The following is a 23,259-nucleotide window of genomic DNA, read 5'->3' on the forward strand; positions in this document are numbered from 1 at the left end:
CCCCCCCCCCCCCCCCCCCCCCCCCCCCCCCCCCCCCCCCCCCCCCCCCCCCCCCCCCCCCCCCCCCCCCCCCCCCCCCCCCCCCCCCCCCCCCCCTCGCGGGGGCGGCTCTCGTCTGCCCGCCGTCGCGGGGCGGCTCACGTCTGCCCGCCGTCGCAGGGGCGGCCGGTGGCCGGTGGTCGGTGGGCCGGCCGGGGTCACTGGCCCCGGCCGGTCTCCTCCTGGAGCTCGTCGATCTTCATCGAGGCGTCGGCCTTGGTGATGTCGTCGGGCACCTCCTCGCCCGCCTGGCGGGCGAGGGTGGTCAGGTAGCTCTTCTGCGCGCCGGTGGCCGGCTCGTCGCCGGTCACCCAGTCCTTCGGGTCCTTCTCCGCGGTCGGGTCACCGGGCTGGCCGCTGTTCACCGTCGATTCGCTCATGTGTTCGATGCTAGGCGCGGGTGAGCTCCTGCGCAGCGCGAGCCGAGGCGGCGGAGGCGGTGGCCGCGGCGGCGCGGGTGCCGGCCTCGGCGACCCGGCGGCGGGCGTCCTCCCACCGCCGGCCGGTCCGGTAGACGTGGACGCTGCCGCAGGCGGGGCACTCGACGGCCATAGCCACGTGCGTCGGGTGGTTCGTGACCGACCGGATGCGCCGGTCGGCGACGAGCTCGTCGGTCCGTGTGACGGGGCAGGTGATCAGCAACATGGGACGAGCCTGTCCCGGCGCGGCCGCGGAGACGAGTGGCCGGAGTGACACGTATCGCGTCATTCCTGCCATAGTGTCCGCATGACCGACACGCAGCGGCCCGTCGTCGTCAGCGCGATCGTGTCCGACCGCCTGGTCGGCGCCTTCGGGCTCGGGGTGGCCGCCGAGGTGTTCGGCTACGACCGCAGCTCCATGGGTCTGCCGCGGTTCGACTTCGCCCTGGTCAGCGACCGGCCGGGCGTCGTCCGCACCGACACCGGGCTCCCCCTCACCGTCGAGCACGGCTTCGAGCGGCTGGCCGAGTCCGACGTCCTGCTGATGACCGCCTGGGAGGGCATGCACGACGTGCCGCCGGAGGCGCTGCTCGAGGCGTTGCGCGCCGCCCACGCCCGCGGCGCGATCATCGTCAGCCACTGCACCGGCGCGTTCGCCGTCGCCGCCGCGGGGCTGCTCGACGGCTGCCGGGCCACGACGCACTGGAAGTACGCCGGCGAGCTGGCCGCCCGCTACCCGGCCGTCGACGTCGACCCGGCGGTCCTCTACGTCGACTGCGGCCAGATCATCACCGGTGCCGGCACTGCCGCCGGCGTCGACGCGATGCTGCACCTGATCCGCCGGGAGTGGGGCCCGGCCGCGGCCAACGCGCTGGCCCGCGAGATGGTCGTCCCGCCGCACCGCGACGGCGGGCAGGCGCAGTTCATCGACGCGCCGGTCGCCGCCTGCGAGGACGACCGGCTCGGGGTCGTCCTCGAGTGGGCCCTCAACCACCTGGCCGAGGAGATCTCCGTCGAGACGCTGGCCCGCCGCGCCCTGATGAGCCCGCGCAGCTTCGCCCGCCGGTTCAAGGCGACCACCGGGACCACCCCGCACGCCTGGCTGCTCGGCCAGCGGCTGGCCGCAGCGGAGACGCTGCTGGAGGACAGCGACGCCTCGGTCGAGGAGATCGCCCGGCTGGTCGGGTTCGGCACGGCGGCCGGCTTCCGCGACCAGTTCGCCCGTCGCCGCGGGGTGTCCCCGCGCGCCTACCGGCAGACCTTCCGCACGGTCCGCACCAGGGACGGCGGGGTCGACGACGACGCGGCCGCCTGAGCGCCGACCGGCCCGGGCCGGCCTAGGGTCGCCCGTGCCCGGCGCCGACCGGCGGTGACGGGACCCGTGGGGACGGGGCCCGCGGCCCGGCCGTCCTCCGCGGCAGGCGCAGGGCCAGCAGCGCGGCGACCCGCGCCTCCACCACCGGGGACACCAGCGGGGTGCCACCGGCCCGCTCCGCCGGCCGCAGCAGCTCCCCGGGCACCACGACGTAGCGGTCGGGCGCGGCCTCGGCGCGATCGAGGAACGCGCGGCGCACCGCGGCCGGGTCGGCGTCGGCCGGTGCCTCGGTGACCGGTGCGTCGACCACGACGGTCAGGTCCGGCAGCAGGGTGCGGGTCGCCCACATCGACGTCCGCAGGATGCGGTCGGCGTCCAGCCCCTGGCCCGCGCCGTGGAAGGCCATCGAGGCGTCGACGTAGTGGGCGCTGAGGACCACCCGGTCGGCGGCGAGCGCGGGGCGGATGACGGTGGCCACGTGCTCGGCGCGGTCGGCGGCGGCCAGCAGCGCCGCGGTGTAGGCCTCCACCCGCGGGCCCTCGACGTCGACCCGCACCTCACCGGCGATCCGGCCCGCGCCGGCCCGGCGCGGTGCGGGAGCGGACCCTCCCGTCCCGGAGCCGCCGGGCCGCGGCGGGTACAGCAGCCGGCCCACGCGCCGGCCGAGGTCGGTGTCGCTGGGCTCGGAGGTGACGACGACGGGGTACCCGCGGTCGCGCACCACCTCGGCGAGCGCATCGGTGTAGCGCCGGGTCAGCTCGCGGTCGGCGCCCTCGACGACGAGGAACAGCCCGGCCGAGCGGGGGGTGGCGGTGAGGATGTCCGAGCTGCCCCACAGCAGGCGCAGCAGGTCGCGGGAGCGTCCGCGGTGCCGGGGCGCCACCTGACGGGTCGCGTAGGTGCTCACCAGCAGGGCGACGGCGCTGCCGACGAGGAGGGTGAGGCCGGGGCCGGTGACGCTGAAGACCAGGTCGCCGAGCGCGAAGTCGTGCGAGCCCAGCGTGCCGGCCAGGCCAGGGCCGATCGCGACGGCGAGCAGCAGCACGATCCGCACGGAGGAGACGACGAAGGAGAACACCCGCCCGCGCAGCCGGTCCTCGACCTCGAGACCGATCAGGGTGTAGCCGATGATCCAGCTCATCCCGGCGAACAGCCCCACGAGGAACGCCGCGGCCGTCGCGAGGACGAAGTCCTGCAGCAGGGACATCGCGAGCAGCGCCAGGCCGGCGAGGCCGATCGCGCGGGCGAACAGGGTGCGCCGAGGGACCGTCGGCAGGATCCGCGGGCCGACGAGCATGCCCAGCGCCAGCCCGGTGAAGACGGTGCCGAAGAGGATGCCGTAGCCGGCCGGCCCGGCCTGCAGCGTGGCGATGTAGAGCTGGGCGACGCCGATGACCAGGCCGCCGGCCCCGAAGGCCCCGACGGTGCCGATGTACAGCGCCCGCATGGTGGGCTGGCCGCGCAGGAACGAGATCCCCTCGGCGACCAGCGAGAAGACGTTCGTGGCCGTGCTGCGTTCGGCCGCCCTCCCGGGTATGAGGTGGCGGGACAGGAAGATCGTCGCAGCGGTCACCCCGTAGGTCAGCGCGTCGACGACCAGCGCGATCACGATCGCCGAGCGCTCCGCGCCCGGGCCGCCGGAGACGGCCCGGGTCAGCGTGGACAGCAGCGCGAACAGCAGCGCGGCGATCGGGACGGCGCCGTAGATCGAGAACTGCACGAGCTGGTTGGCCACGGCCAGCCGTTCCCGCGGCACGATCGCCACCTGCATGGCCTGCTTGGCCGGGTTGGTGAACAGCCCCACCGCCTCGACCAGGAACTGGGCGACGTACAGCCAGGTCAGCTGGTAGGTGAAGGCGATCGACAGGTACAGCGAGAGCGCGAGCAGGTCGCCGACGACCGCGGTGACCCGGCGGTCGAGCTTGTCGGCGAGCGCCCCGGCCAGCGGCGCGAGGAGCAGGTCGGGCAGCAAGCGGACGAGGATGACGCCGGAGATGGCCGCGCCCTGGACCGCCATCGACTCCTCGCGGGTGAGCTGCGCGGCCATCGCGGTCGTGGCGAGCAGGCCCAGCCAGTCGCCCAGGCTGGAGACGGTGATCGCCAGCCACAGCCGGCGGAAGACCGGGATGTGCAGCAGCACCCGGAGCGCGCTGTCGGGCGCCGCGCCGGCCGGGCCCCGGGGGAGGCCCGCGTTCGCGTGCTCCTCGGTCACTGCTGTCGCCGTTCGTCCGCCGGTCGGTTGGCGGCGAGGGTAGTGCCGGGCCCACCGTCTCAGGGGGCCTGTGGCTCCGCGGGGGCCGATCCGGCCGGGAATCCACCCGGACGGCGGACGTGGAGCACCAGCGGCAGGGGGCTGGCCGGGTGCGGGGCGACCATGCCGAGGTCCATCCGGGCCTCGGCCAGCCGCCGCAGCTCGGCGAACGCCGGCGCACCGATCAGCGCGGTGAGCTCCGCGGCGTAGGTGAGCACCATCGGCTCGGGCGAGACGTGCGCGGCCGGGGAGCCGGTGCACCACCAGTGCAGGTCGGCCCCGCCGGGCCCCCAGCCGCGGCGGTCGAACTCGCCCAGGGTGGTCACCACCACCCGGGTGCCGTCCGGGCGGTCGACGACCTCCTGCTCCCGGCGCACCGGCAGCTGCCAGCAGACGTCGGGCTTGGTGGTGAGCGGGTGCAGGTCCTCGCGCAGGGCCATCCGGTGCAGCGCGCAGCCGGCTCCTCCGGGGAAGCCGGGCCGGTTGAGGAACACGCAGGCACCGTCGACCAGGCGGGTGCGCAGCGAGCGGGCGCCGTCCTCGGCGTCGTCGTCGGCGTCGTCGGCGTCCCGCTCGGTCCAGGCGCCGCGTCCCACCGGCGCGAGCTGCCAGTCCTCGTCGGTGAGCTCGGCGACCGCTGCCGTCACCCGCAGCAGGTCGTCCTCCTCGCTGAAGAAGGCACCGTGGCTGCAGCAGCCGTCGTCGGCGCGCCCCTCGACGACCCCGGCGCACCCGCGCCCGAACACGCAGGTCCAGGCCGACGTGAGCCAGGTCAGGTCGGCGCGGACCACCCGGCCGGGATCGGCGGGGTCGGGGAACTCCAGCCACTCGCGGGCGAAGTCCGGGTCCACCTCGCGGAGGACCTCGGGCGGGTCGTCGGTCGGCACCGCCCCAGGGTAGGGAGGGCACCGGCGCGCGGTGCCCGTGCAGCCGCCCCGGCCGGCGCCCGGCAGACTGACCGCATGCGGCTCGGGGTGCTGGACGTCGGCTCGAACACCGTCCACCTCCTCGTGGTCGACGCCCACCGGGGCGGCCACCCCACCCCGACCCACGACGACCGCTGGCTGCTGCGCCTGGCCGAGCACGTCGGCGACGACGACATGCTGTCGAAGGCGGGGGAGAAGGCCCTGGTCCGGGCCGTGCGCAAGGCCTGCGAGCGGGCCGAGAAGCTCGGCTGCGAGGAGCTGCTCGGCCTGGTCACCTCCGCCATCCGGGAGGCCCGCAACGGCCTGGAGGTGCTCGATCGCGTGCGCGCGGAGACGGGCGTGGACCTGCAGGTGACCAGCGGGGAGGACGAGGCCCGGCTGACGTTCCTCGCCGTCCGCCGGTGGTACGGCTGGAGCGCCGGCCGTCTCCTGGTGCTCGACATCGGTGGCGGATCGCTGGAGCTGGCGGCCGGCATCGACGAGGACCCGGAGGTCGCGCTCTCCCTGCCCCTGGGCGCCGGGCGGATGACCCGGCGCTTCCTGCCTGCGGCCGCGTGCGGCGGACGGCCCGACCTGGCCGCTCTGCAGGAGCTCGAGGAGCACGCCGCGGACCTGCTGGCCCCGGCGGCCAAGAAGCTGCGGGCGGTCGGTCCGCCCGACCTCGTGGCCGCGACCAGCAAGACCTTCCGGACCCTGGCCCGGCTGACCGGCGCGGCGCCCTACTCCGCCGGGCTGCGGATGCCGCGGGAGCTGACCGCCGACGGGCTGGGGCAGCTGCTCGGCTTCGTCTCGCGCATCGAGAGCTCCGCCCTGGCCGAGCTGCAGGGCGTCTCGCCGGACCGCGCGCACCAGGTGCCCGCCGGCGCCGTGGTGGCGCACGCCGCGATGCGTGCCCTGGACGTACCGTTCGTCCGCATCTGTCCGTGGGCCCTGCGGGAGGGCGTCATCCTCCGGCGGCTGGACTCCCTGGGAGGCCTGTGATGTCCGACCCGCGCCGGGACCCCGAGACAGGGGGCCGCTCGCTGGCCGACATCCTGCGCGAGGCCGGGGTCGAGTCGCCCAAGACCGGTCGGCGCCGGCGCGGCGAGACCGGCGAGGAACCGGTGGTCCGTCAGCGCGGGTCGCGCGGCAGCGGGGACACCGGCCGCGTCGCGGACGGCCCGGCCTACGGCCGCCGGGCCGGGGACACCGGCGCGACCCCGCCGGTCGCGCCCGCCGACCCGGTGAAGGCCCGGGTCCGGGCGCCCGCCGACCCGCTCGCCCGCCGCCCGGCCGCCGACCCCGCCACGGCCGTGGGGCGCGGCCCGGACGGGGGGCCCACCACGGCCGCGATCCCGGGCCTGCGGCCCTCCCGCAAGCCGGGCGTGCCCGGTGTGGCCGCGTCCGGGAACGCCGGCCCCTCCACCGGGCCCTCGACCGGGCCCATCCCGGTGGTGGGCGACGACCCTCCCCTGATCGAGGACGAGCCCACCGGCGGCGCGCTGGCCTGGCTGCGCTTCGCCGGCGAGCTGGTGGTCGCGCTGGCCGCGGGAGTGGGGATCTACCTGCTGTTCACCGTGCTGTGGGAGCAGCTGCCGCGGATCACCGTGGTCATCGCCCCGCTGGCCGTCACGGCGCTCGTCGGCGCGGTGGGTGCGTGGCGGCACCGCTTCGGCGGGGAGGGGCTGGGGTTGCGGCTGATCGTCGTCCTCGTCTTCGCCGGCACCCTGCTCACCGTCGCGCCGGCCGCCTCCCTCCTCGGTACCTGACGGAGGGCCCCGCCCCCCCAGCGCTCGCACGCTCGCGGCGGGCCCCCGCAGCCGGGCCCTGGACGTCAGTTCCCGTCCGTGTCGGTTCCCTCCTCCGTCCCGGCCTTCGCGAAGACCTCCACGACGGCGGCGCCGAAGGCCTCGAGGTCGTCGGGCTTGCGGCTGGTCACCAGGGCGCCGTCGACGACGACCTCCTCGTCGACCCACGTCGCGCCGGCGTTGCGCAGGTCGGTCCGCAGCGACGGCCACGAGGTCATCCGGCGGCCCCGGACGACGTCGGCCTCCACCAGCACCCACGGCGCGTGGCAGATCGCCGCCACCGGCTTGCCGGCGTCGAAGAACGCCTTCACGAAGGCCACGGCGTCGGCGTCGGCGCGTACGAAGTCGCCGTTGATCACCCCGCCGGGCAGCACGAGGGCGGCGTAGTCGTCGGGGTCGGCGTCGGCCACGGTGGTGTCGACGTCCTTCTGGTCCCCCTTGTCGATGTGGTCGTAGGCGGTGATCCGGCCGGACTCCAGCGAGACCAGCTCCGGCTGGGCCCCGGCCTCCTCGAGGGTCTGCCACGGCCGGTCCAGCTCGACCTGCTCGACGCCGTCGGTCGCCAGCACCGCGACCCTCATCCCGCTCAGCTCGTTCGCCATGGGGCGGCGGCTACCCCGGCACCGGAGGCGGCACACCCCGGGCCGTCCGCCCTGGTCACCACTACCGTTCGGGCCGTGCGCGCCCCCTGGCAGGACCTCGTCCGCCGAACCGGACGGCGGCCGGCCCCGGCCGCGGCCGGCCCGGCCGGCGCGGTGCGGACGGCGGCCGGCCTCGTCGCCGCCGGCCACCCCGTGGCGCTCGATCCCGTGCCCGGCGCCGGGACGCCGGAGCAGCTGGCCGCCCTGGTCGAGGAGGTCGCGGCGGCCGGTCTCGCGGCGTCCTGCCGCCTCGTCGTGCCGCTCGGCGACCTCCCCGACGCCGCCGTCGCCGGGCTGGCCGAGCGGGCCCGGGCCGCGGGGGTGGGGGTGGACCTCGCCGGTCCGCCCGACCGGGTGCGGGCGCTCGCCCCGCGGCTGCCCGGCGCCGGTGCGGTGGTGGCCGCGGCGAGCCCGGGGGCGGAGGAGGCGTGCCGTGCGCTGGCCGGCGGCCGGGTGCGCCTGGTCGCCGGGCGGACGCGGGCCGCCGACCTGGCGTTCGTGCGCTGCCTCAACGTCCTGATGGCGTCGGGCGGGCACACCGGGGTCGGCGCGGGCGACCGGCGGCTGCTGGCGATCGCCGGCGAGCGCGCGGCCTGGAACCAGCGGGATCGGGAGACCTGGGAGTACGTGATGGAGCAGGGAGTGCAGGTGGACGAGCAGCGCAGGCTGCTGGCCGGAGGTTCCACGGTGCGCGTGGTGCTGCGCTGGGGGGCCGGCCGATGAGCCGGACCGGGGTGGCGCTGGTCGGGGGCGGGAAGATGGGCGAGGCGCTGCTGTCCGGCCTGGTCCGCCGGCGCGGGCCCGCGGGCATCGTCGTCTGCGAGCGGCACGAGGAGCGGGCCGCGGAGCTCACCGCGCGCTACGGCGTCTCCGTGCTCGGCCTGGCCGAGGCCGCGGACACGGCGCGGGTGCTGGTGCTGGCCGTCAAGCCGCAGGACGTCGACACGCTGCTGGGCGCGCTCGCCGGGGCGGTGGACGACGGCCACCTCGTCGTCTCGATCGCCGCCGGCGTGCCGACCGCGCGGATCGAGGCCGCGCTGCCCGCCGGCGTGCCGGTCGTGCGGGTCATGCCCAACACCCCGGCCCTCGTCGACGAGGGGATGAGCGTGCTCTCCGCGGGCGCGCACGCCGGGGAGGAGCACCTGGACGAGGCCGAGGAGCTGCTCGCCGCCGTGGGCCGGGTGCTCCGGGTGCCCGAAGCGCAGCAGGACGCGGTGACGGCGCTGTCGGGCAGCGGGCCGGCCTACTTCTTCTACGTCGTCGAGGCGCTGGTCGAGGCAGGCATCCTGCTCGGCCTCCCCCGGGCGACCGCCGCGGACCTCGTGGTGCAGACGGCGCTGGGGGCGTCGGTGATGATGCGCGACACCGGGGAGCACCCGGTGCAGCTCCGGGAGGCGGTCACCAGCCCCGGGGGGACGACGATCGCCGCGATCCGCGAGCTGGAGCGGCACGGCGTCCGCTCGGCGCTGATCGCCGCGGTCGAGGCCGCGCACGCGCGCTCGCTGGAGCTGGGCGTCGCAACCGGCTGACGCTACCGGGTCCGGTCCGGAGGGTGGGGATGTCCGCGGAGCGGGTCGGGGCGTGTCGCGTGCGACGCGCCCGGGCACATGTCGACAGGGCTACATAGGTGTAGTTCTGCCGAGGACGGACCGGTCCGCATGTCCGTTTCATACGTCGCATCCGTAACGCGGGCCCCCCTACTCTCTGTGTCAGCACGTGCGTGTCCCGTAGCCGGTGGGGAAGCCGGCGCCCGACTCGTGCTAGTCCGGAGACGACTGACATGACCATGCCCCAGCGCCACGCCCCCCAGCAGCACGCGCAGTACGCCCGTCCGGGCGTGCCCGCCCCGCGGCCGGTCGGTCGCCCCGTCTCGGCCGCCACCATGGCCCGTCCCGTCGGCCCCCAGCACCCGGCCGCCATGCCCGTCGGCCGCCCGGCCGTCCCCGCGCCCCGCGCCTCGGTCACCTTCCTGACCGTCGCGGAGGTCGCCAGCATGATGCGCGTCTCGAAGATGACCGTGTACCGCCTCGTCCACGCCGGCGAGCTGTCCGCCGTCCGCGTCGGCCGGTCCTTCCGCGTCCCGGAGCGCGCCGTGCAGGACTACCTGCGCGACGCCTACACCGACATCGCCTGATCGAGGACCCTGCTGCCCCACGCCACGCTCCGCGCGGCGCGGGTCCCTGCAGCAGGGCCGAGGGGCGGCGGTCGGTCAGCCGCCTCGCCTCTCGAACGGGGTGTCTCCGGCTCCCGCGGCAGCGTCGCCGCGAGGGTGCCGGGTACGCTCGACGGGATGTGACCGGTGGGCCGCCCCCCGGGCGCACACGAGCTGCTCACCCCGCGCGGTGCCCCTCGGCCTCCCGGCCGGCGGACGGCGCCGCGCCCGCGACCGTCGGGAGTACCCATGGGTTCCGTGATCAAGAAGCGCCGCAAGCGGATGGCGAAGAAGAAGCACCGCAAGCTCCTCAAGAAGACGCGCGTGCAGCGTCGCAACAAGAAGTGAGCTGACGCTCGTGCCGCCCGCGGTCGTGCTGGTCACCGGTGTGAGCCGGTGGCTCGGCGGCGCGCTGGCGGCCGAGCTCGCCCACGACCCCGCCATCGGCCGGGTCATCGGCGTGGACACCGTCCCGCCGTCGGCGGAGATGCTGCGCCGGCTGGGCCGCACCGAGTTCGTGCGGGCCGACATCCGCAACCCGCTGATCGGCAAGGTCATCGCCACGGCCGGTGTCGACACGGTCGTGCACATGAACATCAGCTCCACCCCGGCCGGGTCCGGGGGGCGCGGGCCGATGAAGGAACTCAACGTCATCGGCACCATGCAGCTGCTGGCCGCCTGCCAACGCGCGCCGTCCGTGCAGCGGCTGGTCCTGAAGTCCACCAGCGCCGTCTACGGTGCCTCCCCGCGCGACCCCGCCGTCTTCACCGAGGCGATGCAGGCCCGGCGGGTGCCCTCCGGGGGCTTCGCCCGGGACAGCCTCGACATCGAGGGCTACGTGCGCTCCTTCGCGCGGCGTCGTCCCGACGTCGGCGTCGCCGTCCTGCGCTTCACCAATTTCATCGGGCCGCGGATCGACTCCCTGCTGACCGGCTTCCTGCGGATGCCGGTCGTGCCCACGGCGCTGGGCTACGACGCGCGCGTGCAGCTCCTCCACGAGGACGACGCCCTCGCGGTGCTCACCCGCGCCACCACCGGCGACTTCACCGGGACCGTGAACGTCGGCGGGGCGGGGACGATGCTGCTGTCGCAGGTCATCCGCCGGCTGGGCCGGCTGCAGGTGCCGCTGCCCTCGCCCACCCTGGGCTCCCTCGGCCGGCTGACCCGCCGGTTCGGGTTCATCGACTACTCCCCCGAGCAGATGCGCTTCCTCAACTTCGGCCGCGTCGTCGACACCACCGTCCTGCGCACCCGGTTCGGCTACGCGCCGCGCTACAGCACGGCCGAGGCGCTGGCCGACTACGCCCGCACGGTGCCGCCCGTCGTCCCGCCCGAGATCATCGGCTCGGTGGCCGGTCGCGTGGAACACCTCGTGGGCCGGGTGGGCTCGACCGCCGCGGCGGTGGGGGAGCGGCTGCGTCCGGCCCCGCCCGCTCCCGGGCTGCGGGCGGTGCGCGATGCCTGAGGCCCGCGTGATCCCGCTGCGGCCCGACGACGACGAGCCGCACGCGCCGCCGCCCTCGGCCACGAGCTGGGACGAGCAGCTCACCGAGGCCCTGGAGTTCCTCCGCCGCCGGCTGACCGGGGACTACGGCACCGACGAGTTCGGCTTCGATCCCGACCTCACCGACCACGTCCTGCTGCCGATGCTGCGGCCGTTGTTCACCCGCTGGTTCCGGGTGGAGACCCACGGGGTCGAGAACGTGCCCGACACCGGTGGTGCCCTGATCGTGGCCAACCACTCCGGCACGCTGCCGGTCGACGCGCTCATGACCACCGTCGCCCTGCACGACGACCACCCCGCCGAGCGCCGGTTCCGGCTGCTGGGTGCCGACCTCGTGTTCGAGCTGCCCTTCATCGGTGCGATGGCGCGCAAGTTCGGTGCCACCCTGGCCTGCAGCGAGGACGCCGAGCGGTTGCTCACCGGCGGCGAGCTGGTCGGGGTCTTCCCCGAGGGGTTCAAGGGCATCGGCAAGCCGTTCCGCGAGCGGTACACGCTGCAGCGGTTCGGCCGGGGCGGTTTCGTCACAGCGGCTCTGCGCACCGGGGCGCCCATCGTCCCCTGCGCGATCGTCGGGGCCGAGGAGATCTACCCGATGATCGGCAACGCGAAGACCGCCGCCCGCCTGTTCGGTCTGCCCTACCTGCCGATCACCCCCACCTTCCCGCTGCTCGGCCCGCTGGGGCTGGTGCCGTTGCCGTCGAAGTGGCTGATCGCCTTCGGGGAGCCGATCGAGACGGCGTCCTACGGCCCGGCCGCCGCCGAGGACCCGATGCTCGTGTTCAACCTCACCGACCAGGTGCGCGAGACCATCCAGCAGTCCCTCTACCAGCTCCTGCTCAAGCGCCCGTCGGTGTTCTGAGGGAGGGACGGCGGCGGCCCGGCGGCGTCCGGCCGGGGCGTTGGCCCCGGCCCGGCCACGCGGCGGGGTGGAGTGGCCGCCGGGGGGACATCGCTGCGCGCAGGCCCGGCCCGCCCCGGGCGGTCGTGCAGTTCTCCACGTCATCGCGGCGTCGTGAGGTGGACGGGTGCACACCGGTGCTGCACGGCGGCGGCCCGGCGGCGTCCGGCCGGGGCGTTGGCCCCGGCCCGGCCACGCGGCGGGGTGCATCGCTGCGCGCAGGCCCCCCCTCGTCAGAACAGCTTGGCGAGCAGGCGGCGGGGGACGGGCGGGGGCGGCAGCTCGATCACCGGCTGCCGGCGCCGGCGGATCGCCACGGTGCCGCCGACGACGCCGCCGGAGATCGCGGCCGCGGCCAGCGTGGGGATGCCGATCATGGCCGCCTTCCGGCCGGTCCGGAAGTCGCGGACCTGCCAGCCGCGCGACCGCGCCACCGCACGCAGCTCGGTGTCGGGATTCACGGCGACGGCCGTCCCGGTGAGGGTGAGCATCGGCAGGTCGTTGGAGGAATCGCTGTAGGCCGTGCAGCGGGAGAGGTCCAGCCCCTCCCGCGCGGCCAGCGCGCGGACCGCCTCGGCCTTGGCCTCGCCGTGCATCAGCTCGCCGACCAGGCGGCCGGTGTACGCACCGTCGCGGACCTCGGCGACGGTGCCGAGCGCGCCGGTGAGCCCCAGCCGGCGGGCGATGATCCGCGCCAGCTCGACCGGGGTGGCGGTGACCAGCCAGACCCGCTGGCCGGCGTCCAGGTGCTGCTGGGCGAGCACCCTCGTGCCCGCCCAGATGCGGTCGGCCATCAGCTCGTCGTAGATCTCCTCGCCGGCCTCGACGATCTCGCTGACCCGCCGGCCGGCGACGAAGGCCAGCGCGTTCTCCCGGATGGTGTGCATGTCGTCGGCGCTCTCGTTGCCGGCCATCCGGAACTTGGCCTGCTGCCAGGCGAAGCGGGCCAGGTCGCGGGCGGTGAAGTACTTGCGCGCGGCCAGCCCCCGGGCGAACCAGAACAGCGACGCGCCCATCATCATCGTGTTGTCGACGTCGAAGAACGCGGCGGACGTGGGGTCGGGGACGACGGCCGGCGGCGGCTGCACCTCTGCGGCGGCTGCCGAGGCGGCCCCGGCGACCGACGCCCGCGTCGCCTCGCCCCCGGGCGGCTCCGGTGCCCGTCGGCCGCGGAAGGGCAGGACCGGCACAGGCGACCTCCTCGGTTCCGAGCCCGCCGGCGGGCTCTCCCCTCGCGACCCTAGTGAGCCGCGGGCCGCCCCGTGCACGCGGTCAGCAGATGAGCGGCCAGACGCACACGGGCAGCGGGGTGTCCAGCAGCGGGGGCGGCGAGGAGGGGGTCGGGGACGGCCCGCCGGGCGCCCCGGGCACCGGCGGGAGCGGGAGGGGCCCTCCTCCGGGGCCGGGCAGCGGCGCCGGCGGGACCGCCGGGACCGCTCCGGTCGACGGCGCACCGGTCCCCGGGCCCCCACCCGAGCCGCTCCCGGAGCCGGGGCCGGCGCCCCCGCCCGGTGTCCCGGCCGTTCCGCCACCGGGCTGCGGCACCGGCGTCTGCTGCGGAGGAGCCGGCGCCGCCGGGGCGTCGCTCCCGGGCGCGTCCGGTCCGGCCGCCGGCGCGCCCCCGGCCGGCGGCGGCGCGGCCGGATCGGGAGCGGTGCAGATGCCCGGGACGGGGCCGAGGGCGTCTCGGCCCGCGGCCGGGGGGACCGTCGGGCAGCTGAGCGAGGCCTGCACGGCCGCGGCGCGGGCCTGCACGGCGTCGAGCAGCTCCTGCGACGCCTCGGCCGCCCCCGCCGTCACCGTCGGCAGTTCCGGCCGGAGCCCGGCCAGCCCGGCGGACTGCCGCTGGCTCCAGGCGGCCAGCCGGTCCGCCGGTGCCGGGTCCCCGTCCACGACGGCCGCGCCGACCAGCAGGGCAGCACCCTCGGTCGTCTGCGCGTCCATCGTCGAGAGCGTCTGCACCACCAGCTCCGGGTCGTCCTGCGCCGCGGCCAGCTCGTCGAGGCGGGTGCTCGCGAACTGCAGCAGGGTCAGCCCGCGGTCGTCGCCGGCGAGGGCCAGCTGGGTCTGCTCGGTGCCGCGCTTGACGTCGTAGAGCAGGTCGCCGGGCCGGGCATCGGCCGACAGGGCCACGAGGGTCCCCAGCGCGCTGACCGCGAGGGCCGCACCGGCCAGCCCGGCGGTGACGCGGGTGCGCCACCGGGACGGCGGGCCGTCGCCGGCACGGGCGCGCAGCAGGCGGCGGGCGAGGCCCGGCCGGGGCGGCTCGGGGGAGCGGACCGCCGCCATCGCGACCAGCCGGGCACGGGAGGCGGCGCGGAAGTCGGGCGCGGGCTCGTCGTCGAGGACGGTGGCCAGCCGGTGCAGCCCGGCGACGACCGCGTCCTCCCGGTCGCGCACGCCGGCAGCACGGCCGCGCGCGACCGGAGGCCGGGCGCCGTCCTCGGTCGTCATCGCCGTCCTCCGGTCGGTGCGGGACGCGTCCGGCCGCTCCGGACGTGCACCCGCACGGCCAACGACGTCCCTCCGGCGGCGGTTACGGGGTACCCGTGGGTAACCGGCAGGTCCGCCCGCGGGGTCATCGGAGGCCCTCCGGCAGGAGCGCGGCCAGCCGGCGCACCGCGCGGTGCTGCAGCGCCTTGACGGCGCCGTCCTTCTTGCCCATGACCGCCGCCGTCTCGGCCACCGACAGGCCCTGCAGGAAGCGCAGCGAGATGCACTCCTGCTGCTCGCTGTTGAGCTGGCGGACGCAGGCCAGCACCTGCTCGTGGGTCAGCCGGGAGACCACCGAGTCCTCCGGGCCCTCCGTGCCGCGGTCGGCGTCGCGCATGTCGGCGGTGGTGACCTCGAGCCGGTAGCGGCTGCTCTTCACGTGGTCGCGGACGATGTTGCGGGCGATCGTCACCAGCCAGGCGCCCACGTCGCGGCCCTGGAAGGACAGCGAGTCGATGCGGCGCAGTGCGCGGACGAAGGTCTCGCTGGTGAAGTCCTCGGCCAGCGCGCGGTCGCCGACGCGGTGGTACAGGTAGCGATACACCATCGTGACGTAGTGGTCGTACAGCTCCCCGAAGGCCTCGGCGTCGCCGCGCTGGGCCCGGGCGACGAGGGCCCAGACGTCGACCCGGTCGTCGGGGAGGGTCTCCCCGAGAGCGGCGACCTCGGCGACGAGCGCGGCGTCCTCCGGATCGGCATCCGGTGCCAGCGCCAGGTCGTCGGTCGTGGCGGGCCCGGCCTCCGGCTGCGACGGGGCCGGCCGGGGACCCGGCCGGGGACCCGGTCGCGGGGCCGGCCGCAGCGGGGCGACCGCGTCGGGCAGCCGGGCCGGCGCCGCGTCCCGCGGGTACGGCGTCGGGCGTGGCCGGCGCGGCGCCGGAGGCAGCCCGGCGGACCCCTCCGGGACGGCGGCGGACCGCTCGTCCACGGGGCGCGGCGGGGCCATGCGGGCGTCGACCTCCTCGTGGGCCCGCGGACCCGGGACCGGGGTTCGGCTGCGCGCACGCGTGCGCCGGGAGCGGCGGGCGCGTGCGGTGCTCGTCACATGGTGACAACATCGCGAGAACCCGTCCACGCGACCCCGGCGGCCACCCCTCACGGGTGACCCCCGCGGGTGGCACCACCGCGCCCGTCGGAGGAGATGCCGAGTGCCCGGAGTCCCGCCCTCGCTGGCCGCGCTGGTCCGCGCGGCGGCCCGGGAACGGCCGGACGCCCCCGCGGTTGTCGACGGGGACACCCGGCTGACCTGGGCCGAGCTCGACGCGCAGGTGGACCGGGCGGCCGCGGGCTACGCCGTCCACGGGCTCGCGCCGGGGGAGCGGGTGGCCGTCCAGCTGCCCAACGGTGTGCCCTGGCTGCGGGCGACGCTCGGTGCGCTGCGCGCCGGTCTCGTCGTCGTCCCGGTGAACACCGCGTACACCGATCCCGAGCTCGAGCACGTCCTGCTCGACTCCGGCGCCGCCCTGCTCGTCGCCGGGCGGGACCGGCCACCGGTCGCCGGGGTGACGGTGTGCCCGGGCCCACCCGAGGACGACGGTCCGGCGCCCGAGGTCGAGCCCGACCCGGCCGTGCCGGCCTTCCTGGCCTACACCAGCGGCACGACCGGCCGGCCCCGCGGCGCCGTCCTCAGCACCGCCGCGCTGCGCGCCAACCAGGAGCAGTGCCTGGCGATGGACCCGCCGCCCGTGCGCCCCGACGACCGGGTGCTCCTGGTGCTGCCGCTGTTCCACGTCTACGGCCTCAACGCCGGGTTCGGGCTGGTCGCCGCGACCGGGGCGTGCGCGGTGCTGATGGAGGCGTTCGACCCGCGGGCGGCGCTGGCGCTGATGGCCGCCGAGCAGGTCACCGCCGTCCCGGGCGCCCCGCCGATGTACCAGGCGTGGCTGGCCGCCGCCGACGCGGCCGGCAGCGACGCGGACCTGCGCCGGGCCTTCGCCGCGGTCCGGATCGCCTCGTCGGGAGCCGCACCGCTGCCCGCGGAGACCTGGACGGCGATGCGCGAGCGGGCCGCGGTCACCGTGCACGAGGGGTACGGCCTGACCGAGGCCTGCCCGGTGGTCTCGAGCACCCTGGCCACGGGCCGGCCCAAGCCCGCGTGCATCGGCGGCCCGCTGCCCGGCGTCGAGGTGCGGCTGCGCGACACCGCCACCCACGGGGCCGGTCCCGGGGCGCCGGCCGAGGAGGTCGCCGACGAGGGGCCCGGCGAGATCTGGGTGCGCGGGACCAACCTGTTCTCCGGCTACTGGCCCGACGGCGCCGACGGCCCCGACGCCGAGGGCTGGCTGGCCACCGGGGACCTCGCCTACCGCGACGCCGACGGGGACCTGCACCTGGTCGACCGGCGCAGCGACCTCGTGCTGGTCAGCGGGTTCAACGTCTACCCGGCGGAGGTGGAGCGCGTGCTGGACACCCATCCCGCGGTGCGGGAGAGCGCGGTCATCGGGGTGCCCGACACCCGGACCGGCCAGGCGGTGCGCGCGGTCGTCGTCCTGGAACCGGGGACGGCGGCGACCCTCGAGGAGCTGCAGGAGCACGCCGCGGCAGCGCTGGCCCGCTACAAGGTGCCGACCTCGGTGCACTTCCTGCCCGCCCTGCCGCACTCCCTCACCGGCAAGGTGAGCCGCGCCCGGCTGCGCGAGCTGGGGCTCACCCGGCCCGACGACCCGGCCGAGGGCGCGGCGGCGGAGGGAGCCGGCGATGGCTGACCGGCTGCAGCTGATCACCCGGGCCGGCTGCCACCTGTGCGAGACCGCGGCGCAGACGCTGGCGGCGGTGGCCGCCGAGGCCGGGCTCGAGGTCGCCGCGGTGGACGTCGACGCCGATCCCGACCGGCAGGCCGAGTACGGCGACCGGGTCCCGGTGGTGCTGCTCGACGGGCGGGAGCACTCCTACTTCACCGTCGACGTCCCCCGGCTGCGCCGCGACCTCGGCATCGGCTGAAGGCCCCTCGCAGGGGCCCGCCGCGAGCCCGCGAGTGGCGGGGGGCGAGGAGGTCCTTGGTATGGTCCTCACCACAGGGAGACGCATCCGCGCTGCCCGGCGGCACGGCCGCTGCGCAGCGACTTTGTTCCTGCGTTCACAAGCGGTTAACGTGGGCGGCGCCGGACGGCGTCTGCGTCCGGTTCCCGATGTCGTCGCTCCCCGGTCAGCCGCCGGGCGGACGGCGCGCCCGCTGTGGAGACCGTCCCGTGAACCCGTCGAGGCCCCGGATCCCGGAGGCCACCGTGGCCCGCCTGGCCGTGTACCTCCGGGTGCTCACCGGGCTGGCCGACGGCGGCCGCGGCAGCGTCTCCTCTGGTGAGCTGGCCGGCGCCGCCGGGGTGAACCCAGCCGGGCTGCGCAAGGACCTCTCCCACCTCGGCCCGTGCGGCGTGCGCGGCGTTGGTTACGACGTCGAGGGTCTGCGCGACCGGATCGCCCGCGTGCTGGGCGTCGAGCGGTCGCGCGCCTGCGTGCTCGTCGGCCTGGGCAACCTCGGTTCGGCGCTGGCCGACTACGCCGGGTTCGGCAGCCGGGGGTTCGAGTTCGTCGGCCTGTTCGACAGCTCTCCGGACCGGATCGGCCAGGTGATCGGTGGCCGCACCGTGCGCCCCGTCGACGAGCTGGACGAGGTGGTGGTCGCGACCCGCGCGACGATCGGGGTCATCGCGACACCGGCCGAGGTGGCGCAGTCGGTCTGCGACCGGCTGACCGCGGCCGGGGTGAGGAGCATCTTGAACTTCGCACCGGTGACGCTCGCCGCTCCCCCGGACGTCGACGTCCGGCAGGTCGACCTGTCCGTCGAGCTGCAGGTCCTCGCCTTCCTCGACTCGGGCCGCGACACCGACGGCCCCGCCGGGACCGACCGCCGGCGCGCCGCCGTCCCGGCCCTGGGGGGGACCGCATGAGCCTGCTCGCCGTCGGCATCAGCCACCAGACCGCACCGGTCTCCCTCCTCGAGCAGTTCGCCATGGGCGCCGACGACACGGTGAAGGCGCTCGAGGAGCTGGTGGGCACCGACCACGTCAGCGAGGCCATCGTGCTGGCCACCTGCAACCGGGTCGAGGTCTTCGCCGAGGTCGACCGCTTCCACGGCGGCGTCACCGAGGTCAGCCGGGTGCTGGCCCGCCAGGCCGGCGCCACCGTCGAGGAGCTCTCGCCGTACGTCACCGTGCACTACGAGGACCAGGCGGTCGCGCACCTGTTCACCGTCGCCGCCGGCCTGGACTCCATGGTCGTGGGCGAGACGCAGGTGCTCGGCCAGCTGCGCCACGCCTACGCGCTGGCCCGCGAGCAGGGCACCGTGGGCCGTGCGCTGCACCCGGTCGCCCAGCACGCCCTGCGGGTCGGCAAGCGGGTGCACTCCGAGACCGGCATCGACCGCGCCGGGGCGTCGCTGGTGTCGGTCTCCCTCGACCACGCCGAGCAGCGGATCGGGCCGCTGGCCGGCCGTCCGGTGCTCGTCGTCGGCGCGGGCTCCATGGGCGCGCTGGCCGCGACCACGCTGTCGCGGCGCGGCGCCCTGGTGACCGTCGCCAGCCGCACCCCGGAGCACGCGGCCCGGCTGGCCGCCGCCGTCGACGGCGCGACCGCCGAGATGGCGGACCTGCCCGCCGCCATCGCCGGGGCCGACGTGCTCGTCACGTGCACCGGCGCCTCCGGCCTCGTCGTGGGCAGCGAGGCCGTCGGCGCGGCGATGCTCGCCCGCCCCGACCGGCCGCTGGCCGTCGTCGACCTCGCGCTGCCGCGCGACGTGGACCCGGCCGTCGCCGGCCTGCCCGGCGTGCACGTCGTCGATCTGGCTCTGCTGCAGGGCGAGCGCACCGCCGCGCACGACACCTCGCTGGCCGGGGCGGTCGCCGCCGACGACATCGCCGCCGCGCACGCGCTGATCGAGGCCGAGACCGCCCTGCTGCGGGCCGAACGGCAGGCCGCCGCGGTCGCACCGACGGTGTCGGCGCTGCGCAGCCAGGCCGCCGAGGTGGTCGACGCCGAGCTCCTGCGGCTGTCCACCCGGCTGCCCGACCTCGACGCCCGCGCCCGATCGGAGATCGCCCGCACGGTCCGCCGCGTGGTCGACAAGCTGCTGCACGAGCCCACCGTGCGGGTCAAGGAGCTGGCCAGCACCCCCGGCGGGGTCGACTACGCCGACGCGTTGCGGGCGCTGTTCGGGCTCGGCATCGACGCCGACGTGCCGGCCGCGGGGCCGCGGCTGGCCGAGGCCGTCACCGTCGATCCCGACGACCTGCGCCCGGGCGGTCCGGCATGACCGGCACGACGGTGGCGACCCTGCGGCTGGGCACCCGCGCCAGCCTGCTGGCGACCACCCAGTCGCAGACCGTCGCCGACGCCATCACCGCGGCCAGCGGCGTCCCCGTGGAGCTCGTGCCCATCAGCACCGAGGGCGACCGCAACCGCGCGGCGATCAGCCAGCTCGGCGGCACCGGGGTGTTCGTGGCGGCGCTGCGCGAGGCGCTGGCCGCCGGCACGGTGGACCTCGCGGTGCACAGCTACAAGGACCTGCCGACCGCGGCGGAGCCGGGCCTGGCCATCGCGGCGGTGCCGCTGCGGGAGGACCCGCGCGACGCGCTCGTCGCCCGCGACGGCCTGACCCTCGGCGAGCTGCCGGCCGGCGCCCGCGTGGGCACCGGCGCCCCGCGGCGGGTCGCCCAGCTGCGCGCGCTCGGCCTGGGCCTCGACGTCGTCCCGATCCGCGGCAACGTGGACACCCGGATGGCCCGGGTCGCCGGGCGGACGGGCGAAGGCGGGGACCTGGACGCCGTCGTCCTCGCCCGCGCCGGGCTCGCCCGGCTGGGCCGGCTCGACGCGATCACCGAGACCCTCGACCCGCTGCAGGTGCTCCCCGCGCCCGCGCAGGGTGCGCTGGCCGTCGAGTGCCGGGCCGACGACGCGTCGACCCGCACGGTCCTCGCCGCGCTCGACGACGCCGTCACGCGGGCCTGCGTGCTCGCCGAGCGGACGACGCTGGCGGCGCTGGAGGCCGGGTGCAGCGCCCCGGTCGCGGCCTACGCCGAGGTCGCCGAGGGCGAGGACGGCCCCGAGCTCTTCCTGCGCGCCTCGGTGACCGCGCTGGACGGCAGCGACGGCGTCCGCGGCTCGGTCACCGGGCAGGCCGAGGACGCCGCGCGGCTGGGCCACGAGCTCGCCGCCGACCTGCTCGACCGCGGTGCGGCCGAGCTCATGGCCGCCTCGAGGTGACCGCTTCCCCGACCCTCCCCACGCCGGGCCCCGCGGCCCGGCCCCCGAACCCCGAACACGACGCCCTCCCCGAGGGACAGAACAGGAGCACGCGATGACGCGCTTCCGCAGCAGGAGCGGCGGGGCGGCCGGCACGGTCGTCTTCGTCGGCGCCGGCCCGGGCGACCCCGGGATGCTGACCGCCCGCGCCACGGCGGCGCTCGCCGAGGCCGACGCCCTCGTCGTCGACCCCGGGGTCGCCCCCGCCGTCACGGCCGCGGTCCGCGAGAGCCGGCCCGACCTGGAGCCGGCGACCGCGACCGGCGAGCCGGACGAGGTGGCCCGGGCCGCGGTCGCCGCGGCGAAGAAGGGCGACACCGTCGTCCGCCTCGTCGCCGGTGACCCCTTCACCTCCGACGCGGTGATCAAGGAGGTGCTCGCCGTCGGCCGCACCTCCGTGCCCTTCGACGTCGTCCCCGGCGTCGCGGCGGTCACCGCCGTCCCGGCGTTCGCCGGCGTCGCCCTCGGCGGCACCAGCCTGACCGCGGACCTCCGCGGTGGTGCCGACCTGCCGGCGCTCGCCTCGGCCGCGCACGGCCTGGGCGCCCCCCTGGTCCTCACCGGGGACGCCGCGGACCTGCCCGACGCCGCCGCCCGGCTGGTCGAGGGCGGCCTGCCCGCCGGCACGCCCGTCGTCGTCACCACCGCCGGCTCGACCACCGACCAGAAGAGCGTGGCGGCCAAGCTGGGCGCGGTCGCCGAGAAGATCGCCGGCCTCGACGCGCTGACCGGCGCCGTCGTGGCCACGGTCGGGGCCGTCGTCGACAAGCGCGGCAAGCTCTCCTGGTGGGAGAGCCGGCCGCTGTTCGGCTGGCGGGTGCTGGTGCCGCGCACCAAGGACCAGGCCGGCGACATGAGCGACCGGCTGCGGGCCTACGGTGCGGTGCCGGTGGAGGTGCCCACCATCGCCGTCGAGCCGCCGCGCAGCCCGGCGCAGATGGACCGTGCGATCAAGGGCCTGGTCACCGGCCGGTACGGCTGGATCGTGTTCACCTCGGTCAACGCGGTGAAAGCGGTCCGGGAGAAGTTCACCGAGCTCGGTCTGGACGCCCGCGCGTTCGCCGGGGTGAAGGTCGCCTGCGTCGGCGAGCAGACCGCGGCCGCGGTGCGGGACTTCGGGATCGTGCCCGAGCTCGTGCCGACCGGGGAGCAGTCCAGCGAGGGCCTGCTGGCCGACTTCCCCGAGTACGACGACGTCCTCGACCCGATCGACCGGGTGCTGCTGCCGCGGGCCGACATCGCCACCGAGACCCTCGCCGCCGGCCTCAAGGAGCGCGGCTGGGAGATCGACGACGTCACCGCCTACCGCACCGTCCGGGCGGCCCCGCCGCCGGCGGCGGTCCGCGAGGCGATCAAGGGCGGCGGCTTCGACGCGGTGTGCTTCACCTCGTCGAGCACGGTGCGCAACCTGGTCGGCATCGCCGGGAAGCCGCACGCGAAGACGGTCGTCGCGGTGATCGGGCCGCAGACCGCCGCCACCGCCCAGGAGTTCGGCCTGCGGGTCGACGTCCAGCCGGAGACCGCCGCCGTCGCCCCGCTGGTCGACGCGCTGGCCGCGTTCGCCGCGGCGCGCCGGGAGGAAGGCGACCCGAAGTGAGCGCCGCCGGGGGGGCGAACCCTGGCTTCGCCCGCGGGCGCCGGTTGCGGTCGACGCCCGCGCTGCGGCGGCTGACGGCGCAGACCCGGCTGTCGCCGGCCGACCTCGTGCTGCCGGTGTTCGTCAAGGAGGGCATCGCCGAGCCGCAGCCGATCGGCTCCATGCCCGGCGTGGTCCAGCACACCCAGGACTCGCTGCGCAAGGCCGCGCACGAGGCCGCCGAGGCCGGCATCAGCGGGCTGATCCTGTTCGGGATCCCCGCCGGCAAGGACCCGGTGGGCTCGCAGGCCGACGCCGCCGACGGCGTGGTCAACCAGGCGCTGCAGCAGTTGCGGGCCGACCTCGGCGACGAGCTGGTGCTCATGGCGGACCTGTGCCTGTGCGAGTACACCGACCACGGGCACTGCGGCGTGGTCACGCCTGCGGGCATCGTGGACAACGACCCGACCCTGGACCGGTACGCCGCGGTGGCGGTCGCGCAGGCCCAGGCCGGAGCCCACGTGATCGCCCCCAGCGGGATGATGGACGGGCAGGTCGCCGCGATCCGCCGGGCGCTGGACGGCAGCGGGTTCCCCGAGCTGCCGGTGCTGGCCTACGCGGCCAAGTACGCCTCCTGCTTCTACGGCCCGTTCCGCGAGGCCGCCGAGGGCGCTCCGCAGTTCGGCGACCGGTCGACCTACCAGATGGACCCACCCAACGCCGACGAGGCGCTGCGGGAGGTCGAGCAGGACCTCGCCGAGGGCGCCGACGCGGTGATGGTCAAGCCGGCGCTGGCCTACCTGGACGTCATCGCCCGGGTCGCCGACGAGGTCCGGGTGCCGGTGAGCGCCTACCAGGTCAGCGGCGAGTACGCGATGGTCGAGGCGGCCGCGGCCAACGGCTGGGTGGACCGCGACCGGGCGATCCTCGAGACGCTCACCGCGATCCGCCGGGCCGGCGCCGGATCGGTGCTGACCTACTGGGCGGTCGAGGCCGCCCGCCTGCTGCGCCGCTGAGCGAG

Annotated in this window: 24 protein-coding genes; 16 read left to right on the top strand and 8 right to left on the bottom strand. The window is 76.6% G+C overall.

Annotation, left to right across the window (positions count from 1 at the left end):
• Nucleotides 1-197: 197 nt before the first annotated feature.
• Nucleotides 198-419 (bottom strand): DUF3072 domain-containing protein, encoded by a 222-nt coding sequence (locus tag ACK586_RS01300; protein WP_409328656.1) that lies wholly within the window; start codon nt 417-419, stop codon nt 198-200.
• A gap of 10 nt (nt 420-429) precedes the next feature.
• Nucleotides 430-684 (bottom strand): hypothetical protein, encoded by a 255-nt coding sequence (locus tag ACK586_RS01305; protein ID WP_409328657.1) that lies wholly within the window; start codon nt 682-684, stop codon nt 430-432.
• 81 nt (nt 685-765) lie between these two features.
• Between ACK586_RS01305 and ACK586_RS01310 the strand changes: the two genes are divergently transcribed.
• Nucleotides 766-1,773: a helix-turn-helix domain-containing protein gene (locus ACK586_RS01310; RefSeq protein ID WP_409328658.1), complete on the top strand. Its 1,008-nt coding sequence runs from the start codon at nt 766-768 to the stop codon at nt 1,771-1,773.
• Between the two features lie 22 nt (nt 1,774-1,795).
• Here the strand turns inward: ACK586_RS01310 and ACK586_RS01315 are convergent, their stop codons facing one another.
• Nucleotides 1,796-3,985, bottom strand: a complete 2,190-nt coding sequence (locus ACK586_RS01315) for a bifunctional MFS transporter/dTMP kinase (protein WP_409328659.1) — start codon at nt 3,983-3,985, stop codon at nt 1,796-1,798.
• Between the two features lie 59 nt (nt 3,986-4,044).
• Nucleotides 4,045-4,911 carry a DUF3109 family protein gene (locus tag ACK586_RS01320; protein ID WP_409328660.1) on the bottom strand — a complete coding sequence of 289 codons (867 nt, stop codon included), beginning with the start codon at nt 4,909-4,911 and terminating at the stop codon, nt 4,045-4,047.
• 75 nt (nt 4,912-4,986) lie between these two features.
• Here ACK586_RS01320 and ACK586_RS01325 point away from each other — a divergent pair, with 75 nt between their 5' ends.
• Nucleotides 4,987-5,931, top strand: a complete 945-nt coding sequence (locus ACK586_RS01325) for a Ppx/GppA phosphatase family protein (RefSeq protein WP_409328661.1) — start codon at nt 4,987-4,989, stop codon at nt 5,929-5,931.
• On the top strand, nt 5,931-6,698 hold the full coding sequence (locus ACK586_RS01330; protein ID WP_409328662.1) for a hypothetical protein: 768 nt from the start codon (nt 5,931-5,933) through the stop codon (nt 6,696-6,698). Before ACK586_RS01325 ends, ACK586_RS01330 begins: the two co-directional genes overlap by 1 nt.
• Nucleotides 6,699-6,763: 65 nt before the next feature.
• Here ACK586_RS01330 and ACK586_RS01335 read toward each other — a convergent pair whose 3' ends face one another.
• Nucleotides 6,764-7,339, bottom strand: a complete 576-nt coding sequence (locus ACK586_RS01335; protein ID WP_409328663.1) for a type 1 glutamine amidotransferase domain-containing protein — start codon at nt 7,337-7,339, stop codon at nt 6,764-6,766.
• Between the two features lie 75 nt (nt 7,340-7,414).
• Here ACK586_RS01335 and ACK586_RS01340 point away from each other — a divergent pair, with 75 nt between their 5' ends.
• The 6 genes from ACK586_RS01340 to ACK586_RS01365 all read left to right on the top strand — a co-directional run bounded on the left by ACK586_RS01340 (nt 7,415) and on the right by ACK586_RS01365 (nt 11,893).
• Nucleotides 7,415-8,101 carry a hypothetical protein gene (locus tag ACK586_RS01340; RefSeq protein ID WP_409328664.1) on the top strand — a complete coding sequence of 229 codons (687 nt, stop codon included), beginning with the start codon at nt 7,415-7,417 and terminating at the stop codon, nt 8,099-8,101.
• A complete protein-coding gene (proC, locus tag ACK586_RS01345) occupies nt 8,098-8,907 on the top strand; it encodes a pyrroline-5-carboxylate reductase (RefSeq protein WP_409328665.1) in 810 nt (269 codons plus the stop codon). The genes ACK586_RS01340 and proC overlap by 4 nt, the downstream gene beginning before the upstream one ends.
• A 251-nt stretch (nt 8,908-9,158) precedes the next feature.
• Complete coding sequence (locus tag ACK586_RS25575; protein WP_425330346.1) at nt 9,159-9,512, top strand: helix-turn-helix domain-containing protein; 354 nt, start codon at nt 9,159-9,161, stop codon at nt 9,510-9,512.
• 276 nt (nt 9,513-9,788) lie between these two features.
• Nucleotides 9,789-9,878 (top strand): 30S ribosomal protein bS22, encoded by a 90-nt coding sequence (locus tag ACK586_RS01355; RefSeq protein WP_425330347.1) that lies wholly within the window; start codon nt 9,789-9,791, stop codon nt 9,876-9,878.
• 10 nt (nt 9,879-9,888) lie between these two features.
• Entirely contained in the window at nt 9,889-10,995 is a 1,107-nt protein-coding gene (locus ACK586_RS01360) for an NAD-dependent epimerase/dehydratase family protein (protein ID WP_409328666.1), read from the top strand.
• Nucleotides 10,988-11,893, top strand: coding sequence for a lysophospholipid acyltransferase family protein (locus ACK586_RS01365; protein WP_409328667.1), 906 nt, complete (start codon nt 10,988-10,990; stop codon nt 11,891-11,893). Before ACK586_RS01360 ends, ACK586_RS01365 begins: the two co-directional genes overlap by 8 nt.
• A gap of 272 nt (nt 11,894-12,165) precedes the next feature.
• Here ACK586_RS01365 and ACK586_RS01370 read toward each other — a convergent pair whose 3' ends face one another.
• From ACK586_RS01370 to ACK586_RS01380, 3 genes are all read right to left on the bottom strand, one after another.
• Nucleotides 12,166-13,122, bottom strand: coding sequence for an HAD family hydrolase (locus tag ACK586_RS01370; RefSeq protein WP_409328668.1), 957 nt, complete (start codon nt 13,120-13,122; stop codon nt 12,166-12,168).
• Between the two features lie 82 nt (nt 13,123-13,204).
• Nucleotides 13,205-14,386 (bottom strand): hypothetical protein, encoded by a 1,182-nt coding sequence (locus ACK586_RS01375; RefSeq protein WP_409328669.1) that lies wholly within the window; start codon nt 14,384-14,386, stop codon nt 13,205-13,207.
• 124 nt (nt 14,387-14,510) lie between these two features.
• Entirely contained in the window at nt 14,511-15,371 is an 861-nt protein-coding gene (locus ACK586_RS01380) for a sigma-70 family RNA polymerase sigma factor (protein WP_409328670.1), read from the bottom strand.
• A gap of 202 nt (nt 15,372-15,573) precedes the next feature.
• Between ACK586_RS01380 and ACK586_RS01385 the strand changes: the two genes are divergently transcribed.
• The 7 genes from ACK586_RS01385 to hemB all read left to right on the top strand — a co-directional run bounded on the left by ACK586_RS01385 (nt 15,574) and on the right by hemB (nt 23,254).
• Nucleotides 15,574-17,130, top strand: coding sequence for a class I adenylate-forming enzyme family protein (locus tag ACK586_RS01385; protein ID WP_409328671.1), 1,557 nt, complete (start codon nt 15,574-15,576; stop codon nt 17,128-17,130).
• Nucleotides 17,123-17,365 (top strand): glutaredoxin family protein, encoded by a 243-nt coding sequence (locus ACK586_RS01390; RefSeq protein WP_409328672.1) that lies wholly within the window; start codon nt 17,123-17,125, stop codon nt 17,363-17,365. The genes ACK586_RS01385 and ACK586_RS01390 overlap by 8 nt, the downstream gene beginning before the upstream one ends.
• A gap of 248 nt (nt 17,366-17,613) precedes the next feature.
• Nucleotides 17,614-18,312 carry a redox-sensing transcriptional repressor Rex gene (locus ACK586_RS01395; RefSeq protein WP_409328673.1) on the top strand — a complete coding sequence of 233 codons (699 nt, stop codon included), beginning with the start codon at nt 17,614-17,616 and terminating at the stop codon, nt 18,310-18,312.
• Nucleotides 18,309-19,673, top strand: coding sequence for a glutamyl-tRNA reductase (locus ACK586_RS01400; protein WP_409328674.1), 1,365 nt, complete (start codon nt 18,309-18,311; stop codon nt 19,671-19,673). The genes ACK586_RS01395 and ACK586_RS01400 overlap by 4 nt, the downstream gene beginning before the upstream one ends.
• On the top strand, nt 19,670-20,623 hold the full coding sequence (gene hemC / locus ACK586_RS01405) for a hydroxymethylbilane synthase (RefSeq protein WP_409328675.1): 954 nt from the start codon (nt 19,670-19,672) through the stop codon (nt 20,621-20,623). The genes ACK586_RS01400 and hemC overlap by 4 nt, the downstream gene beginning before the upstream one ends.
• Nucleotides 20,624-20,717: 94 nt before the next feature.
• Nucleotides 20,718-22,259: a uroporphyrinogen-III synthase gene (locus ACK586_RS01410; protein ID WP_409328676.1), complete on the top strand. Its 1,542-nt coding sequence runs from the start codon at nt 20,718-20,720 to the stop codon at nt 22,257-22,259.
• Entirely contained in the window at nt 22,256-23,254 is a 999-nt protein-coding gene (gene hemB / locus ACK586_RS01415) for a porphobilinogen synthase (protein ID WP_409328677.1), read from the top strand. The genes ACK586_RS01410 and hemB overlap by 4 nt, the downstream gene beginning before the upstream one ends.
• Nucleotides 23,255-23,259 lie beyond the last annotated feature (5 nt).

This window comes from Trujillonella humicola, from assembly GCF_046233715.1.
GTDB lineage: Bacteria > Actinomycetota > Actinomycetes > Mycobacteriales > Geodermatophilaceae > Trujillonella > Trujillonella humicola.